The organism is Rugamonas sp. GW822-FHT03B10, assembly GCF_058801745.1.
On record NZ_JBXANP010000004.1, the window covers coordinates 312,162 to 329,910 of the forward strand.

The window sequence follows — 17,749 nt, forward strand, 5'->3', positions numbered from 1 at the left end:
GTTTGATCCATTCGACACCACCTCCCTGCGCGGCCTGCGCCATCGATGTCATAGTAGGCCACTGTACCCGCCCTGAACGACTTGGCCGCAAGCGGGTATATACGGAAGCCGCTGGTCACCCCAACTGGCGCAACACCGGAGGACACCGCCATGCCCGCACACCGCCCGCCACCTTGGCGCCGCACCGCCGCCGCCCTCGCGCTGTTCTGTGCCGCCGGCACGGCGCAGGCCGTGCCCAGCTTCGCCCGCCAGACCGGCCTCGATTGCATGACCTGCCACCTGAGCTGGCCCGAGCTGACGGCCACCGGCCGCCAGTTCAAGCTCAACGGCTACACGCTGGGCGACCGTTTGCGCCTGCCGCTGGCGGGCATGGTGCAGGCCTCCGCCACCTCCACCGCCAACGTCGATCCGCGCCTGGCCGACAGCTTCCCCAAGGACGGCCAGGCGACGCTGCAGCAGGCCAGCGTCTTCCTGTCCGGCAAACTGGCCGACCACGTGGGCCTGTTCTCCCAGTACAGCTATGACGGTGTGGAACACCACGCCAGCATCGACAATGTCGACCTGCGCTACGCCAACCACGCGGGCCAGGGAACAAGCAAGCTGGTGTACGGCTTCACGCTGCACAACAACCCCACCGTGCAGGATGTCTACAACACGGGGCCGGCCTGGGGCTTCCCGTACGCCAGCTCGCCGGTGGCGGCCGCGCCCAACGCGGCCACGGCCATCGAAAGCCTGGGCCAGCAGGTGGCGGGGCTGGGCGCCTACGCCCTGTGGCGCGACACCGTGTACGGCGAGCTCAGTTTCTACCGCACGGCCGACGGCCCGTTCTCGCCGCTGCGCCTGGGCACCGACCATGCGGAGGACGCCGCGCTGCGCGGCTATGCGCCGTACTGGCGGCTGGCCCTGCAGCACGACTGGGACCATGCGCGCCACTCGGCCATGGTGGGCGCCTACGGCCTGGTGCTCGACCGCTATCCCGACAACACGGTGCGCAGCGGCCCCACCGACCATTACCGCGACCTCGGTGTCGACGCCCAATACCAGTACATCACGGACCGGCACCGCGTGTCGGCCCAGCTCAACTACGTGAGCGAACGGGCCCGCATCGGCGCGGCCAGCAACGCCAGCGACGACTTGCACAGCCTGCGCGCCAAGGCCACCTACTACTTCGACAAGCGGTTCGGCATCAGCATCGGCCGCTTCGCCACCCGGGGCACGGCCGACGACGCGCTGTACAACACAGGTGAGCCCGTCAACGGCAGCGCCACGGGCAGCCCCAACAGCGCCGGCTATCTGTGGGAGTTCGACTACCTGCCCCGGCGCGACGTGCGCCTGATGCTGCAATACACGCGCTACAACAAATTCAACGGCGCCGCCACCAACTACGACGGCCAGGGCCGCGACGCGCGCGACAACAACGCGCTGTACCTGATGCTGTGGCTGATGTTCTGAATCCTGAAACGGTATAAACGGTATAAACCAGATCGAAAGGAGTACACCATGGACAAGGAAGCACCCTCCCGGCGCCGGGCGTTGCGCGGCGCGCTGGCGCTGGCCGCGCTGGCGGCGGCCGGCGGCCTGGCGCGGCCCCGCATGGCACTGGCGGGCAACGGCGCCAAATCGGATTTCCAGTACCAGGACCACCCGCAGGACGGCCACCGCTGCGCCCAGTGCGCCGCGTTCCAGCCCGGCGCCGATGGCGAGCCCGGTAGCTGCCGCCTGATCAGCGGCGCCATCAATCCGAACGGCTGGTGCATCGCGTTTTCGAAACGCTAGACCGTCAAACTTGTTACGTCCCCATTTGCCCATTTACCCGAAACGGGCGAAAAAAAACCGGGACGCTGTGGTCCCGGTTCCGTTTTACTCCGCTGCCGCCGCCGTCTTTCTGGCCGCGGGCTTCTTGGCTGGCGCCTTGGCCGCCGTGGCCCGTTTGGCTGGGGCCTTGGCCTTGGTGGCGGTGGCTTTCTTGGCCGGCGCCTTGGCCGCCTTGGCCGCCTTGGCTGGTGCATCCGCCGCTTCCGCGCCGGCGCCGCCTTCCGCGCCCTCGTCCGCTACCGCCCCGGCCTTGGCCTTGGCGCCGGGCTTGGCCTTGCGCTCCTCGAACTCGAAGCTGATCTTGCCATCCTTGCCTTTGACGAGGAAGGCCTTGAACGGCCGCCGCGTGCGCTGCGAGATGAAGCCCGGCAGCAAGTCCGTCTTGCCGTCGTTGAGCAACTTGGCCATCTGCTCGGGCAGGATCTCCTGCTGCAGGATGATGCGGCCGCTGCGGAAGTCGCAGGTCTTGGGTTTGGCCACGCTGTGCTCGCACACATAGGCCAGGCCCATCTCGTACACGCCGCCCGTGCATTTCGGGCACGGGCCGAGCGGGGTCTGGCCGGTGAAGTCCACGCCCTCGCCGTCCTCGCCCGCCTCATCGTTCTGGCCGAAGTCGAACTCCAGCTTGAAGTTGTTGATGTCCTCGTCGCGCACGATGCGCAGGATGGCGGCGAACGGCCGGCCCATCTTGGAGCGGAAACCCTGCAGCGGACCGATGGTGCGGTTCTTCAGCAGTTCTTCCACTTCCTCGATCTCGAACTGGCGGCTGCCCGGCGTCTTGCTCATCGAGAAGTCGCACTTGGTGCAGGCGAAACGGCGGTAGTTTTCCTTGACCACGCCGCCGCAGTTCGGGCATGGCGTGTGCATCGTGTGGTAGTCGCCGGGGATGGTCTCGTTGTCGTATTCCTTGGCGCGCTTGACGATGATCTGGGTCATCTGGGCGATTTCACGCATGAACTCCTCGCGCGAGATCTTGCCCTTCTCCATCTGCGACAGCTTGTATTCCCATTCGCCCGTCAGTTCCGGCGCCGTCAGTTCGTTCACGCCGAGGCCGCGCAGCAAGGTCATCAGCTGCGACGCCTTGGCGGTCGGGATCAGTTCCCGGCCTTCACGCACCAGGTAGCGTTCCGTCAGCAAGCCCTCGATGGTGGCCGCGCGCGTGGCTGGCGTGCCCAGGCCCTTGCCGGCCATGGCGTCGCGCAACTCGTCGTCCTCGACCAGCTTGCCGGCGCCTTCCATGGCCGACAGCAGCGTCGCTTCCGTGTAGCGGGCGGGCGGCTTGGTGACCAGGCCGTTGGCCGTCACTTTGTCCGTGTGCACGTTCTCGCCCTTGGCCACCGGCACCAGGTTGCCGCCCGTGTTGTCGGCCTTGTCCTCGTCGGACGACGCTTCCTTGCCGTAGATGGCCAGCCAGCCGGGGTTGGTCATCACCTTGCCCTCGGTCTTGAACTGGTGGCCCGACACTTCCGTGTAGCGGGTCGTCACCTGGAACTCGGCCGGCGGGAAGAACACGGCCATGAAGCGGCGCGTGACCAGGTCGTACAGCTTCTGCTCGGGCTCGGACAGGTTCTTGGGCGCGATCGTGGTCGGGATGATGGCGAAGTGGTCCGAGATCTTGGTGTTGTCGAAGATGCGCTTGTTCGGCTTGACCCAGCCCTTGTCCAGGATCTGCTTGGCGAACTGGTGGTAGTTCGGGTTGTCCTTCACCACCTCCAGCGCCTGCATCACGGTCGGCATGTAGTCTTCGGGCAGGTGGCGCGAATCGGTACGCGGGTAGGTCAGCACCTTGTGCTTCTCGTACAACGCCTGGGCCAGGCCCAGCGTGTTCTTGGCCGAGAAGCCGAAGCGCGAGTTGGCCTCGCGCTGCAAACTGGTCAGGTCGAACAGGGCCGGCGCCATCGAGCTGGTCGGCTTGGCCTCCTCGGTCACCTTGCCCTGCTTGCCCACGCAGGCCATGGCGATGGTGTCGGCCGCGGCCTTGCTCCACAGCCGCTCAGCCTTCTTCTCGGGGTCGGTGTCGTCCTTCTTGAATTTGGTGTCGAGCCAGCGGCCTTCATACACGCCAGCCGCGCACACGAACTGCGCGCGCACTTCCCAGAAGTCGCGCGGCACGAATTTCTTGATCTTCTCCTCGCGCTCGACGACGATCGACAAGGTCGGGGTCTGGACCCGGCCCACGGTGGTCAGGTAGAAGCCGCCCTCCTTCGAGTTGAAGGCCGTCATGGCGCGCGTGCCGTTGATGCCGATCAGCCAGTCCGCCTCCGAGCGGCAGCGGGCCGCGTCGGCCAGCGGCAGCATTTCCTCGTCGCTGCGCAGATGACTGAACCCGTCGCGGATGGCGCCCGGCGTCATCGACTGCAGCCACAGCCGCTTGACCGGCTGCTTGGCCTTGGCGTTCTGCGCGATCAAGCGGAAGATCAGCTCACCTTCGCGGCCCGCGTCGCATGCGTTGATGAGGGTGGTGACATCCTTGCGCTTGATCAGCTTGTTCAGCACCTTGAGCCGCGCTTCCGTCTTGGCGATGGGATTGAGCGCGAAATACGGCGGGATCATGGGCAGGTGGGCGAAGCTCCACTTGCCGCGCTTGACGTCGTGTTCTTCCGGTACGGCAATTTCCAGCAAATGGCCGACGGCGGAGGACAGCACGTAATCGTCGGACTCAAAGTACTCATCGTGCTTGGTAAAGCCGCCCAGCGTCTTCGCGATGTCGTTCGCGACAGATGGCTTCTCGGCGATGATGAGGGTTTTGCTCATATTTTGTTGTCTCGTAGTTACTCTGGGGGTGGGTACAGCATGCGCATCATACATGGGCAATGCGGCCAAGGCTGAATTTTCGCGGTCCCGGACGGTGGCGACTTGTCAAAGCGCCAATAATAAACGGGTTGCGGCGCAAAGGGCAAGCGCGCCGCGCGGCGCCGCTGAACGGTCCGTCCGACACGAACGGACGGCGGGAACGCGGCGGAAGCGCGGCATCGACCGGGCCGGCGCGCCGGCGAATGCTAGTGCAGCAGGCGCGGCGCCTGGTCTTCGTCGGCGCCGAACAGGTCGTCGAACATCAGCGCATCCGGCTCCTTGCCCTGGCTCCACAGCAGCATCAGCACGATGACCTTGAGCTTGGCCAGCGACACGGGCACCTCGTCCAGCGCCAGCGCCCGCTCGATGACGATCTCGCGTTGCAGCGGCGACAGCACCTTGGCCGATTCCAGGAACTGGATGAAGCCGATGGCCGCCGTGCCCAGCACGTCGTGCTCCTCGTCCACGTAGTAACGGGTGCCGGTGGAGGAAGCGGTCAGGGTCTGTTCCATGCCGGCCATGGCCGTCAGGTCCGTCAGCCATACGAGCGCCTCGGAAATGTCCACGTCGTCGAAACCGACGGCCGACAGTTTCCTGGCCAATGCCTCCGGTTCCGGACAGGCATCGGGACGGTAATAGGTCTCGTAGAGATAAACAAGGATGTCGAACATGGCGCTACTCTATCAGTTAAGTCAGATTCGGCACAAGTGGCGCACGGGCCGTGCAAGCCACTCCCCTATCGCCCGCAACGCTGGAACACGCCGCCCGGCAAGCGCTCGACCAGGCCGGCCAGCTCCAGCGCCAGCAACTGGTTCTGCACGGCAGGCAAGTCCAGGCCGCGCCGCAGCGCCAGCAGGGCCGGCGTGGCCGGGTCGTCGCCCAGCGCCGCCAGCAGCGGATCGACGAAGCTGTCGTCGGGCGCCGCCAGGGCCACGCCCGGCGGCTGCCCGGCCAGCGCGGCCAGCACGTCGTCGGCCGATTCGACCAGTCTGGCGCCCTCTTTAATTAGTGTGTGGCAGCCCTTGGCCAGCGTGGCGTGGATCGAGCCGGGGATCGCGTACACGTCGCGCCCCTGCGCCAGCGCCAGCCGGGCCGTGATCAGCGAGCCGGAGCCGGCCGCCGCCTCCACCACCAGCACCGCGCGCGCCAGGCCGCTGATGATGCGGTTGCGCTTGGGAAAATTGGACGATTGCGGCACCGTGCCCAGCGGATATTCGCTGACCAGGCAGCCGTGCTGCGCGATGCGGCCGGCCAGCTCCGCGTTGCGTTGCGGATAGATCACATCGATGCCGGTGCCCAGCACGGCCACCGTGCCGCCCGCGCCGCGCAGCCCGCCTTCGTGGGCGGCCGCGTCGATGCCCAGCGCCAGGCCCGACACGATCACCAACCCCGTTGCCGACAGCGCCTCGGCCATCCGCGCCGCGTTGCTGGCGCCCTGGGCGCTGGCGTTGCGGCTGCCCACCATGGCCAACGCGTCGCGCGCCAGCAGTTCGGCCCGGCCCTGCACGTACAGCAACAGCGGCGCGTCGGGCGTGGCGCGCAGCGCGGGCGGATAATCGGGGTCGTCCAGCGCCAGCACGCGGCGCTCCGGTTGCCGCCGCCAGTCGTCGATGGCGTCGAGCTGGGCGGCCACGGCGCCGGCCGTCTCGCCCGAGGTGGCGGCGGCCAAGGCGCGCGCCTGGGCGGCGTTGAGCCAGTCCGGCAATGCGGCATGGCCGGCGGCGAAGATGGCTGTCGGGGAGATGAAGTCAGCGAGCAGGCGGTGCGCCGTCAGCAGCCCCACGCGCGGCGTCAGGCTCAGGCGCAGCCAGTCCGCCAGCGGCGCGCGGGACGCTGGCGGGGGTGTCGCGGCTAGGGTATCCGTGGCTTGCACGGCGCGGCTTACTCCGGTGACTGGGCAACGTCGCCCACCTCGACCGGCGCCGTGACCTGCATGATCAAGCCGTACGAAATATGCTTGAACACGCGGAAGATAAACAAGCTGCCCACTTCCTCGTCCGGCAGCTTGACCTGCGGATCGCTCATGCCGTGCCAGCCCTTGCTGGCGCCCGGATCGCTGACGGTCCTGCCCGTATGGTACAGCTGCAGCACGGAGCCGATATCGAGTCCGTCAAGCTTGCCGCGATTAATGCTCACCACCTGGTTCTGGCCCGCATGGGTCACGCCGCCGTAGATGGCCGCCACCCGCGCCTCCACCCGCTGCTCGGGCGGATGCGGCACATAGTTGCGCATCGGCGTGGGCGGCGCCTGCATCAGCTGGTCGCCCACGCCCATTTCCTCCTTGGCCGTGGCCACGGTGAAGGTGTGCACGTCGCTGCCCGGCTTGGCCGGGGTGCGCAGCTTGAGCGTGCCCAGATAGAACGCCTCGTAACCGATCACGGCCTTGGTGACGGGGTCCTTCAGCGCGTTGCCGGGGCGGAACGCCTGGAACGAGGTGCCATCCTTCAAATCGCCGCGCACATAGGCCTTGTCGTCCTTGCCGAGGAACACGTGGCCCTCCTGGGTGGCGATGATGCGCGGCGCGTTGTTCAGCTCGTCGTTCTCGATGATCAGCGGCTGGGTCAGGAACGGTTCGATCACCCCGGACGGGATGGACGGCACGGCGTCCTTGCCCAGGCCTTCCGTGCGCACCTGGGGCGACAGGCGCAGCGTGTTGGCGCCGCTGCCGTCGCCGGCCTCGATCTTGTTGCCCAGCCGCAGGCGGCCGGCGGCGCGGTCGAACCAGATGATCTGGCCCGGATAGATCCAGTGCGGGTTATGGATCTGTTCCTTGTTCAAGTCCCACACTTGCGGCCAGCACCAGGGCTTTTCCAGGAAGCGGCCGGAGATGTCCCACAGCGTGTCCCCTTTGACCACCAGATGCTGGTCCGGCGCGTCGGGCCGGAACTGGCAGTCCATGGCCTGCGCCGGGAGGGCGGCGGCCGCCGAAAAAAGGGCCGCCACGAACAAGCGGGTGCCGACTGTGCTAAAATTTTTCATTCATAATGTCCGTTAAGTGCAGCTCGGCGCTGGGCCGGGGGGCCTGCCCGCCACAGCAAAAAAGAGCGGCGATACGCTACCCTTTCGATGCGTGGGGAACGAGAAGGCTGGCCTCGGGCTTGCCATACTGAATCAAATTCTGCCCACAAAACCCTCAACTAGCAAGCGAAACCACGCTCAGGCGGCGGGCGCGGCTGTTGCATTTTTGACGGGGCCGGCGCACGATTTGCCGCACGCGACACCACGCCAGTTGTTAAGGCGATCACACAGTTATTAATTCGCTTACCCAGTTAAACTTAGTCAAAGTCAGCATGTCCATACTCAATATCCTGCGTTACCCCGACCCGCGCCTGCACAAGGTCGCCCAGCCCGTCACCCAGTTCGACGCCCGGCTCGAAAAGCTGGTGGCCGACATGGCCGAAACCATGTACGACGCGCCCGGCATCGGCCTGGCCGCCTCGCAGGTGGACGTGCACGAGCAACTGATCCTGGTCGACATTTCCGAAACCAAGGATGCGTTGGTCGCCTACATCAATCCGGAAATCATCTGGGCCAGCGACGAGATGCAGGTCTACGACGAGGGCTGCCTGTCCGTGCCCGGCATTTACGACGGCGTGGAACGCCACGCGCGCGTCAAGGTGCGCGCGCTGGACGTCAAGGGCCAGCCGTTCGAGGTGGAGGCGGAAGGCCTGCTGGCCGTGTGCCTGCAGCACGAGATGGATCACCTGAAGGGCAAGGTGTTCGTCGAATACCTGTCGCCGCTCAAGCGCAACCGCATCAAGGCCAAGCTGCTGAAGGAAGAACGCGGCATGGTGCGTGAAACGAGCCTGCGCGCCCAGGGCCGCCGTCACTGATCCCTCCCCGCCGCCCGGCGCGGCGGCACGCGTCACCAAGGAACAATAAAAATGAAAGTGATCTTCGCCGGCACGCCGGAATTCGCCGCCGTGGCCCTGCAGGCGCTGCACGAGGCGGGCTTTGAGATTCCCCTGGTGCTGACCCAGCCCGACCGCCCGGCCGGGCGCGGCATGCATCTGCAGCCATCGGCCGTCAAGCAATACGCCGTGGCGCATGGCATGGAAGTGCTGCAGCCGCTGTCGTTGCGCATGGACGCCAAGGACCCGCAACGCGCGGCCGAGGCGAAGGCGGCCCACGAACGCCTGCTGGCCACCGACTACGACGTGATGGTGGTGGCGGCCTACGGCCTGATCCTGCCGCGCAGCACGCTCGATATCAAACCCTGCCTGAACATCCACGGTTCGCTGCTGCCGCGCTGGCGCGGCGCCGCGCCCATCCACCGCGCCATCGAAGCGGGCGACGCGGAGACGGGCATCACCATCATGCAGATGGAGGAAGGACTGGACACCGGCCCCATGCTGCTGGTCGAACACGTGGCCATCGGCGCCGACGACACCACCGGCACCATGCACGACAAGCTGGCCGCGCTCGGCGGCACGATGATCGTGCAGGCGCTGCGCAAGCTCGAACAAGGCACGCTGGAAGCGGTGCCGCAGCCGGAAGCGGGCGTATGCTACGCGGCCAAGATCAGCAAGGACGAGGCGGCGCTCGACTTCAAGCTGAGCGCGGAGGAAATCAGCCGCAAGATCCGCGCCTTCAATCCCTTCCCTGGCGCGCACGCGAACGTGAACGGCACCACCGTCAAACTGTGGGGCGCCACGGTGCTGGACGAGGACTGCACGGCGCCGGCCGGCCACGTGATCGCGGCGGACCAGGAGCATGGCATCGTCGTCGCCTGCGGCGCCGGCGGACTGCGGCTGACGGAGCTGCAAAAGCCGGGCGGCAAACGCATGCCGGCCTCGGAGTTCATCAAGGCCTTCCCGCTCGAAGACCAGCGCTTCGCGTGAACGCGCACACTTCCCTCCTCGCCTGACCGGCCGCATGGACCAGCTGGCGGCCATGCGCGCCTTGCGCCGGGTGGTGGAACTGGGCAGTTTCACGGCCGCCGCCGACGCGCTTGGCGTCTCGCACACGGTCGTGTCGCGCCAGATCAGCCACCTGGAAGCGAAGCTGGGCGCGCAACTGCTGAACCGCACCACGCGTCGTTTCGCGCTCACCACGGCCGGCACGGAATACTACGCGGCCTGCAAACACATCCTCGACGCACTTGACGACGCCGACCGCGCCGTCGGCCAGCACCAGGCCAATCCCAGCGGCACCTTGCGCATCAACGCGCCGATGGCGTTCGGCACGCAGGAACTGGCGCGCTGGCTGCCGCAGTTCATGGCCAGCTATCCCGAACTGCGGGTGGACCTGGTGTGCAACGACCGCATCGTCGACCTGATCGAAGATGGCTTCGACGTAGCGCTGCGGCTCGCGCGCGAGCTGCCCGATTCCACCTTGATCGCCAAACGGCTGGCCAGCAGCCGCGTGATGCTGGTGGCCTCGCCCGACTATCTGCGCCGGCACGGCGCGCCGCGCACGCCGCACGATCTGCTGGAGCACAACTGCCTGACCTACACCCAGGTGGCGCGGCCGCAGGAATGGCGCTTCACGGCGCCCGATGGCGGGGATGTGGCCGTCACCGTGCGCGGCAGCCTGCAAGCCAACACCGGCATGGCCTTGTGCACGGCGGCGCTGGCCGGCACTGGCATCGCGACGACGGCATCGTTCATCGCCTACGCCGACCTGCGCAGCGGCGCGCTGGTGCAAGTGCTGCCCGACTACCCGATGCGCCCACGCGAGCTGTATGTGCTGTACCCGCACAACCGCCACCTGTCGCCGAAGGTGCGGGTGTTTGTTGACTTTGCCGCCGCACTCTACGCGCAACGGCAATGGGATTGAGCAGGCCTACCGTCCCAGCAACATAGGCTGCGCTTGCGGCAGCCCAGTTCAAGCAATCACCGGCAATTCCAGCAGCGTATTGGTGGTCAGCACCTGCGCGAAGTTGTCGGACAGGGCCGTCAACGTCACGTTGTGCAGGTCGGCCGCGCTGCTCACGCCGCCGTTCCAGCCGTCGATGTCGCGCGAGGCGCTGGCGTCGGCCACCACCAGCACGTCGTATTTCTGCGCGCCGAACTGGCGCGCGTCGCGCGCGGCCGTGGACACGCACATGTGCGTCATCAGCCCCGCGATGATCAGCGTGCGGATGCCGCGCGCCTGCAACTGCGCGTGCAGGTCGGTGCCGGTGAAGCTGCTGACGCGGTCCTTGCGCACCACGACATGCTGCGGCCGCACGGCCAGTTCCGGGTGGATCTCGGCCATCACGCTGCCTTCCGCAAAGATGGGCGCGGCCGGGCCGTTCACATGCTGGATGTGGAACACGGGCATGCCGTGGGCGTCGGCCAGCGCGGCCAGGCGGTTGGCGTTGCGCAGCGCCGGCAGGCCGTCCGGGATCGGCACGCGGCCGTTGTAGTACTCGTTCTGGAAATCGATCAGCAGCACGGCGGTGCTGGCGGCGGCCAGTTGCTGGACGGGGGCGATGCCGGCGATGCTGCGCAGGGTGGCGGTCATGGTGTGCTCCTCAAGAAGTGGTCAGTGCAGCCATCTTATTTGCACGCCCAACGTCACACCAGACGCTATCCATCACATGATTTGTGCATATTTTGCACAAATAACCCCCTTGTTGCTGCGACGCAGCAGCCGCCTGAAGCTTCCGCCGCGATGCCGTATAATTTTAGACCGCCGTCAACTTTTCCAGCGGCCGCCCTCCCGCCCACAGAAAGTATCAAATGAACAATACCGTGTCCCGTCCCGCCATGTCCAAGACCGATGCCCAACTGCGCGAGATCCTGTCGCGCCGGATCATGATCCTCGACGGCGCGATGGGCACCATCATCCAGCAGTACAAGCTGGACGAGACGGCCTACCGCGGCGGCCCCGCCGGTCGCTTCATCGACTTCGCCGCGCCGGTCGACAGCGGCGCGCGCGAGCTGTTCGTCAAGGGCAACAACGAACTGCTGACGCTGACCCAGCCCCAGGTGATCCAGGAGATCCACGAACGCTACCTGGCCGCCGGCGCCGACATCATCGAAACCAACACCTTCGGCGCCACCACGATCGCCCAGGACGACTACCACATGGCGCACCTGGCGCGCGAGATGAACGTGGCCGCCGCCAAGCTGGCGCGCGCCGCCTGCGACAAGTACAGCAGCGCCGACAAGCCGCGCTTCGTGGCCGGCGCGCTCGGCCCCACGCCGAAGACGGCCTCCATCTCGCCCGACGTGAACGACCCGGCGGCCCGCAACATCACCTTCGACCAGCTGGTGGCGGCCTACCACGAACAGGTGGAAGGCCTGGTCGAGGGCGGCGTCGACATCCTGCTGGTGGAAACCATCTTCGACACGCTCAACTGCAAGGCCGCGCTGTTCGCCATCGACCAGTTCTTCACCGACCACCCCGAGGTGCCGCGCCTGCCGCTGATGATCTCGGGCACGGTGACGGACGCCTCGGGCCGCATCCTGTCGGGCCAGACCGTGCCCGCGTTCTGGAACTCGGTGCGCCACGCCAGGCCGCTCACCATCGGCCTCAATTGCGCGCTGGGCGCGGCCCTGATGCGCCCCTACGCCGAGGAGCTGTCGCGCATCGCCGACACCTACGTCTGCATCTACCCCAACGCCGGCCTGCCCAACCCGATGAGCGACACCGGCTTCGACGAGCTGCCGGCCGACACCTCGGCCCTGCTGCGCGAATTCGCCGACGCCGGTTTCATCAACGTGGCCGGCGGCTGCTGCGGCACCACGCCCGACCACATCCAGGCCATCGCCCAGATGCTGGCCACGACGGCGCCGCGCACCGTGCCCACCGTGCCGGTGGCGCAGCGCCTGTCGGGCCTGGAGCCGTTCACCATCGACGACGACTCGCTGTTCGTCAACGTGGGCGAGCGCACCAACGTGACCGGCTCCAAGGCCTTCGCGCGCATGATCCTCAACGAGCAGTACGACGAGGCGCTCAGCGTGGCGCGCCAGCAGGTCGAGAACGGCGCCCAGGTGATCGACATCAACATGGACGAGGCCATGCTCGACTCGCAGGCCGCCATGACGCGCTTCCTCAACCTGATCGCGTCCGAACCGGACATCTCGCGCGTGCCCATCATGATCGACTCGTCCAAGTGGTCGGTGATCGAGGCGGGCCTCAAGTGCGTGCAGGGCAAGTCCATCGTCAACTCAATCTCGATGAAGGAAGGCGAGGAGGAGTTCATCCGCCAGGCGCGCCTGTGCCTGCGCTACGGCGCGGCCGTGATCGTGATGGCCTTCGATGAGAAGGGCCAGGCCGACACCTTCGAGCGCAAGACCGAGATCTGCGCGCGCGCCTACAAGGTGCTGACCGAGCAGGTCGGCTTCCCGCCCGAGGACATCATCTTCGACCCCAACATCTTCGCCATCGCCACCGGCATCGAGGAGCACAACAACTACGCGGTGGACTTCATCAACGCCACCCGCTGGATCAAGGACAACCTGCCGCACGCGAAGATCTCGGGCGGCGTGTCGAACGTCTCGTTCAGCTTCCGCGGCAACGACCCGGCGCGCGAGGCCATCCACACCGTGTTCCTGTACCACGCCATCAAGGCCGGCATGACCATGGGCATCGTCAACGCCGGCATGGTGGGCGTGTACGACGACCTGCCGGCCGAGCTGCGCGAGCGGGTCGAGGACGTGGTGCTGAACCGCCGCGAGGACGCGACCGAACGCATGATCGAATTCGCCGGCACGCTCAAAGCGGGCGGCAAGCAGGAGGCGCAGAACCTCGAATGGCGCGGCCATCCGGTCGAGAAGCGCCTGGCGCACGCGCTGGTGCACGGCATCACGCAATGGATCACCGAGGACACCGAGGAGATGCGCCAGCAGGTGGCCGCGTCCGGCGGCCGTCCGATCCACGTGATCGAAGGCCCGCTGATGGACGGCATGAACATCGTCGGCGACCTGTTCGGCCAGGGCAAGATGTTCCTGCCGCAGGTGGTCAAGTCGGCGCGCGTGATGAAGCAGGCCGTGGCCCATCTGATCCCGTTCATCGAGGAGGAAAAGCTGGCCGAGGAGAAGCGCACCGGCATCGTGGCCAAACCGAAGGGCAAGATCGTCATGGCGACGGTGAAAGGCGACGTGCACGACATCGGCAAGAACATCGTGTCCGTGGTCCTGCAGTGCAATAACTTCGAGGTGGTCAACATGGGCGTGATGGTGCCGTGCTCCGAGATCCTGGCGCGCGCCAAGCTGGAGAACGCCGACATCATCGGCCTGTCCGGCCTGATCACGCCGTCGCTGGAGGAGATGGCCCACGTGGCCAAGGAACTGCAGCGCGACGAGCACTTCCGCATGATGAAGATCCCGCTCTTGATCGGCGGCGCCACCACCAGCCGCGCCCACACGGCTGTCAAGATCGCCCACAACTATGAGGGCCCCGTGGTGTACGTGCCGGACGCGTCGCGCTCGGTGTCGGTGGCGCAGTCGCTGCTCACGCCCGAGAGCCGCGAGCAGTACATCGCCGAGATCGCGCAGGACTATGTGCGCATCCGCGAGCAGCACGCCAGCAAGAAGGCGCTGCCGATGGTGACGCTGGCCCAGGCCCGCGCCAACAAGGCGGTGCTGCCGTTCGCGCCCGTCAAACCCAAGTTCATCGGCCGCCGCGTGTTCAAGAACGTGGACCTGGCCACCATCGCCCAGTACATCGACTGGGGCCCGTTCTTCCAGACCTGGGACCTGGCCGGCCCCTTCCCCGCCATCCTGAAGGACGAGGTGGTGGGCGAGGCGGCCAGCAAGGTGTACGAGGAAGGCCAGGCCCTGCTCAAGAAGCTGATCGACGGCCGCTGGCTGACCGCCAACGGCGCGGTGGCGCTGCTGCCGGCCAACAGCGTCAACGACGACGACATCGAGGTCTACACCGACGACAGCCGCGAGACCGTGGCCTTCACCTACTACGGCCTGCGCCAGCAGGGCGTGCGCCCGGTGATCGACGGCGTGCAGCGCCCCAACCAGTGCCTGGCCGACTTCATCGCGCCCAAGGCGTCGGGCGTGCACGACTACATCGGCATGTTCGCGGTGACGGCCGGCCTGGGCATCGAGAAATACGAACAGCGCTTCGAGGATGCGCACGACGACTACTCGTCCATCATGCTCAAGTCGCTGGCCGACCGCCTGGCCGAGGCGTTCGCCGAGTACCTGCACGAGCGCGTGCGCAAGGACCTGTGGGGCTACGCCACGGCCGAGACGCTCAGCAACGACGACATGATCGCCGAGAAGTACCAGGGCATCCGCCCGGCGCCCGGCTATCCGGCCTGCCCCGAACACACGGTCAAGGCCGACCTGTTCAAGGTGCTGCAGGCCGAGGAGATCGGCATGGAACTGACGGAGTCGTTCGCCATGTATCCGGGCGCGGCCGTGTCAGGCTTCTACTTCGCCCATCCCCAGTCGAAATACTTCGTGGTCGGCAAGATCGGCCAGGACCAGCTGGACGACATGGCGGCCCGCCGCCACGTCAGCAAACAGGATCTGGAACGCTGGCTGGCGCCGAACCTGTCGTAATTCCCGGCCGTCCGGCGGGCGGCCGCGCCAGCAGCCGCGAATCGGGCGGCAGGCTGGCCTGCAGCAGCTTGAGCGCCTCGGCCGTCAGCGCCACGAAGGCGTTCTGGTGCTCGGCCAGCTGGCGCGTCATCCACTGCCAGCCTGCCTCCGTCTCCTGCAGCCAGACGCTGCCGTCCGGGAACGCGGACGGCAGCGCATCCAGATCCGCCCGCAGCACGATCTTGCTGCGCGGCCCCCACAGGTAATCGGGCGGCGTCTCCTTGCGCCACGCGAAACCATTCCTCTCCGCGTAGGTATGGTTGTGGCGGAACGTCAGGTCCACCACGTCCGGCTCGCCGAGCCCGTCGGCCGACTCGATCCAGCAGTGATAGGCGCCGCCGGCCGGGTTGGCGAACGCCGCGTCGTCGGCCATGCGCATCAGCTGGCCGCCGCCGCAATCGACGGCCGCCAGCCCCGCCACGGGGCGGTACACGCGATCGAGCACGATGCTGATCAGGTTGGCGCCGACCACCGCGTACACATGGCATAGCGAGCAATACTGCCGCGGATAATAGGTCCGTATCGTCTGGTTGACGCAGTGGGCGATCAGCGACTGGATGGCGAGGGGCATGGGACTGCTTTCGAAACGCGCTTGTATCCTTATGTAACGGCATGTTTCAAGGAAACTTTACCCTAAGGCAACTCACTTCGCACGGGCAAGCGTGCGCCATGGGGCGGCGGGAACTGGCTACCATGGGTCTTCGCTAGCCCCCGGCCCACCGCCGCAGCGACCGGGCCGGGAACTTTTGGCGTGAACGGCGGCCTAATATGCATGGCCGCCGCAGGCGCCGGCCATCATTTCATGGAGGCATTTATGGCAACCAATCCCGATACCACGTCCATTTCGGCCCGGCGATGGCAGGACCAGCTGATCCTGCTGCTGGGGCTGTGGCTGTTCATCACCCCCTGGGTGTTTTCCTACGCGATCCCGTCGGCGCCGGCCTGGAACGCGTTCATCTCCGGCGCCGTGATCGCGGTGCTGGCCGCGTTCGAGCTGTACCGCACCTACTTCTGGGCCGTGCTGCTCAACCTGTTCGTCGGCTTGTGGGTGGCCATCTCGCCGTGGGTGCTGAAGGTGGCGGACCAGCGTCCGCTGATGTGGAACGAGCTCATCGTGGGGCTGGCCGTGGTCGTGCTGGCGCTGTGGGAAATGCAGACCGATCCCGAATTGCACAAGCACTGGCCGGGCGCCGGGCACGCCACCTGAACCTGGCGGCCGAAAAAAAAACGCCGCGCGGGGCGCGGCGGTCGGAGCAAGGCGGCCGGTCGTTACAGCGCGTAGCGCACCACGTTGTCGCTCCATTCGAAGGCGGCCATTTCCAGCTCCACCAGTTCATCGGTGGACATGGCCAGGTCGCGCAGCGTGGGGATGATGTGCTGATCCATCTCCTCGATGCGCTCGATGCATTCGGCCAGCTTGAGCAGGTCGCCGAAGAAGCCGCCGCGGAACATCAGCGCCTCGGCCACCTCGTCGTTGACGGGGATCTGCTGCAGGATGTCGGCCATCGGCATGCCGAACAGCGTGTCCATCAGCGACATGATGCCGACCGTGAACGCGATGTCGGCCGCGTGGCGGTGGCTGGGCCGCAGCTTGCTGGCCAATAACTCCAGCAGGCGGCCGCGCGTGGTGGCCAGCATCAGCAGCGGGGTCATGCTATGGCCCCGCTTGCTCGGTTCCGCGTACAGCATGATCTGCAGCCAGCGCTGCAGCTGGCGCCGGCCCAGGATGGTGACGGCCTGGCTCAGCGAGTCGATGCGCTGGCGCGCGCCCACGGCCGGCGTGTTGACCAGGCGCAGCAGGTTCAGGGCCAGCGACACGTCGCGCTTGATGGCGCGTTCGATCTCGAGGTTGTCCGCGTCCGACGTCACCAGCGTCATCAGCTCCATGACGGCCAGTTGCGACGGCGACAGTTTCTTGCCGCTCATGATGACGGGCTTGGCGAAGTAATAGCCCTGGAAGTAGTCGAAGCCCAGATCGAGGCAATTCTTGAACTCGTCGCGGGTTTCCACTTTCTCCGCCACCAGCTTCTTGTTGTCCTGGCGGAAGCGCGGCGCCAGCTTCATCAGATCGGCCAGCGGCATGTGGCGCATGTCCATCTTCACGTATTCCACCAGCGGCAACAGGGCCTGGACGTGGCCCGTGTCGGAACTGACGTCGTCGAGGGCGAAGCTGAACCCCTGGCCCACCAGCTCCGTCATCCGGCGCAGCACGTCCGGCGCGAGGGCCACCGTGTCGGCCACCTCCAGCACCACCTTCTCGCGCGGCAGGAAGGAGAAGATGTCGCTCATGATGACGTCGGCGTCGGCGTGCACGAAGCCGAGCGCGTCGCCCACCACCCGCTCCATGCCCAGCTGGGCCGCATGGGCGATGACGGAGGCGGTGGCCGACAGGTCGTTGGTGACATGGGCCGGCCCCACGGGCGCGTTGCGGAACAACAGCTCGTAGCCGAACAGCGCCTGCTGGCGGTCCAGTATCGGTTGACGGCCCAGGTAAAACTCGCGCACGCGCAAGCTTTGCGGGGACGTATCGTTGCGGGATAGATCGATCATTGCCTGGTCTGGTCGGGCGGCAGCGGCGGCTCACAGGCGACACCCAACACCACTGCGCGCGGTTGAAAACGGAGAATGGCTCTACTTTACTGCATTTATTC

14 protein-coding genes are annotated in these 17,749 nt (G+C 66.6%); 7 read left to right on the top strand and 7 right to left on the bottom strand.

The window, feature by feature from the left end; translation table 11 throughout:
* Positions 1-150: 150 nt before the first annotated feature.
* Positions 151-1,452: a cytochrome C gene (locus tag AC1RQG_RS09535; RefSeq protein ID WP_493130613.1), complete on the top strand. Its 1,302-nt coding sequence runs from the start codon at positions 151-153 to the stop codon at positions 1,450-1,452.
* Between the two features lie 48 nt (positions 1,453-1,500).
* On the top strand, positions 1,501-1,776 hold the full coding sequence (locus tag AC1RQG_RS09540; protein WP_493130615.1) for a high-potential iron-sulfur protein: 276 nt from the start codon (positions 1,501-1,503) through the stop codon (positions 1,774-1,776).
* An 84-nt stretch (positions 1,777-1,860) separates the two neighbouring features.
* Here the strand turns inward: AC1RQG_RS09540 and AC1RQG_RS09545 are convergent, their stop codons facing one another.
* The 4 genes from AC1RQG_RS09545 to AC1RQG_RS09560 form a co-directional block, all read right to left on the bottom strand.
* The gene (locus tag AC1RQG_RS09545) at positions 1,861-4,569 is read right to left on the bottom strand and encodes a DNA topoisomerase III (RefSeq protein ID WP_493130617.1); all 2,709 of its coding nucleotides are present in this window, start codon (positions 4,567-4,569) and stop codon (positions 1,861-1,863) included.
* Between the two features lie 245 nt (positions 4,570-4,814).
* Positions 4,815-5,279 (bottom strand): Smg family protein, encoded by a 465-nt coding sequence (locus AC1RQG_RS09550; RefSeq protein WP_493130619.1) that lies wholly within the window; start codon positions 5,277-5,279, stop codon positions 4,815-4,817.
* A 65-nt stretch (positions 5,280-5,344) separates the two neighbouring features.
* Positions 5,345-6,481, bottom strand: a complete 1,137-nt coding sequence (dprA, locus tag AC1RQG_RS09555) for a DNA-processing protein DprA (protein WP_493130621.1) — start codon at positions 6,479-6,481, stop codon at positions 5,345-5,347.
* Positions 6,482-6,489: 8 nt separating this feature from the next.
* Positions 6,490-7,587, bottom strand: a complete 1,098-nt coding sequence (locus tag AC1RQG_RS09560) for a LysM peptidoglycan-binding domain-containing protein (RefSeq protein WP_493130623.1) — start codon at positions 7,585-7,587, stop codon at positions 6,490-6,492.
* Between the two features lie 311 nt (positions 7,588-7,898).
* Here AC1RQG_RS09560 and def point away from each other — a divergent pair, with 311 nt between their 5' ends.
* Genes def through AC1RQG_RS09575 form a run of 3 tightly spaced genes read left to right on the top strand, consistent with a single transcriptional unit; the run spans position 7,899 to position 10,386 of the window.
* Positions 7,899-8,441 carry a peptide deformylase gene (gene def, locus AC1RQG_RS09565; protein WP_493130625.1) on the top strand — a complete coding sequence of 181 codons (543 nt, stop codon included), beginning with the start codon at positions 7,899-7,901 and terminating at the stop codon, positions 8,439-8,441.
* Between the two features lie 51 nt (positions 8,442-8,492).
* Positions 8,493-9,449: a methionyl-tRNA formyltransferase gene (gene fmt / locus AC1RQG_RS09570; protein ID WP_493130627.1), complete on the top strand. Its 957-nt coding sequence runs from the start codon at positions 8,493-8,495 to the stop codon at positions 9,447-9,449.
* A gap of 34 nt (positions 9,450-9,483) precedes the next feature.
* Complete coding sequence (locus AC1RQG_RS09575; RefSeq protein ID WP_493130629.1) at positions 9,484-10,386, top strand: LysR family transcriptional regulator; 903 nt, start codon at positions 9,484-9,486, stop codon at positions 10,384-10,386.
* 48 nt (positions 10,387-10,434) lie between these two features.
* On the opposite strand, the gene AC1RQG_RS09580 is transcribed toward AC1RQG_RS09575, so the two are convergent.
* On the bottom strand, positions 10,435-11,055 hold the full coding sequence (locus AC1RQG_RS09580; protein WP_493130630.1) for a cysteine hydrolase family protein: 621 nt from the start codon (positions 11,053-11,055) through the stop codon (positions 10,435-10,437).
* Between the two features lie 218 nt (positions 11,056-11,273).
* Here AC1RQG_RS09580 and metH point away from each other — a divergent pair, with 218 nt between their 5' ends.
* A complete protein-coding gene (gene metH, locus AC1RQG_RS09585) occupies positions 11,274-15,059 on the top strand; it encodes a methionine synthase (RefSeq protein WP_493130632.1) in 3,786 nt (1,261 codons plus the stop codon).
* Here the strand turns inward: metH and AC1RQG_RS09590 are convergent.
* Complete coding sequence (locus tag AC1RQG_RS09590; RefSeq protein WP_493130634.1) at positions 15,013-15,669, bottom strand: hypothetical protein; 657 nt, start codon at positions 15,667-15,669, stop codon at positions 15,013-15,015. The genes metH and AC1RQG_RS09590 overlap by 47 nt on opposite strands.
* A gap of 243 nt (positions 15,670-15,912) precedes the next feature.
* Between AC1RQG_RS09590 and AC1RQG_RS09595 the strand changes: the two genes are divergently transcribed.
* Positions 15,913-16,305: an SPW repeat protein gene (locus tag AC1RQG_RS09595; RefSeq protein WP_493130636.1), complete on the top strand. Its 393-nt coding sequence runs from the start codon at positions 15,913-15,915 to the stop codon at positions 16,303-16,305.
* 62 nt (positions 16,306-16,367) lie between these two features.
* On the opposite strand, the gene AC1RQG_RS09600 is transcribed toward AC1RQG_RS09595, so the two are convergent.
* Positions 16,368-17,648 (bottom strand): EAL and HDOD domain-containing protein, encoded by a 1,281-nt coding sequence (locus AC1RQG_RS09600; RefSeq protein ID WP_493130638.1) that lies wholly within the window; start codon positions 17,646-17,648, stop codon positions 16,368-16,370.
* Positions 17,649-17,749: the final 101 nt, after the last annotated feature.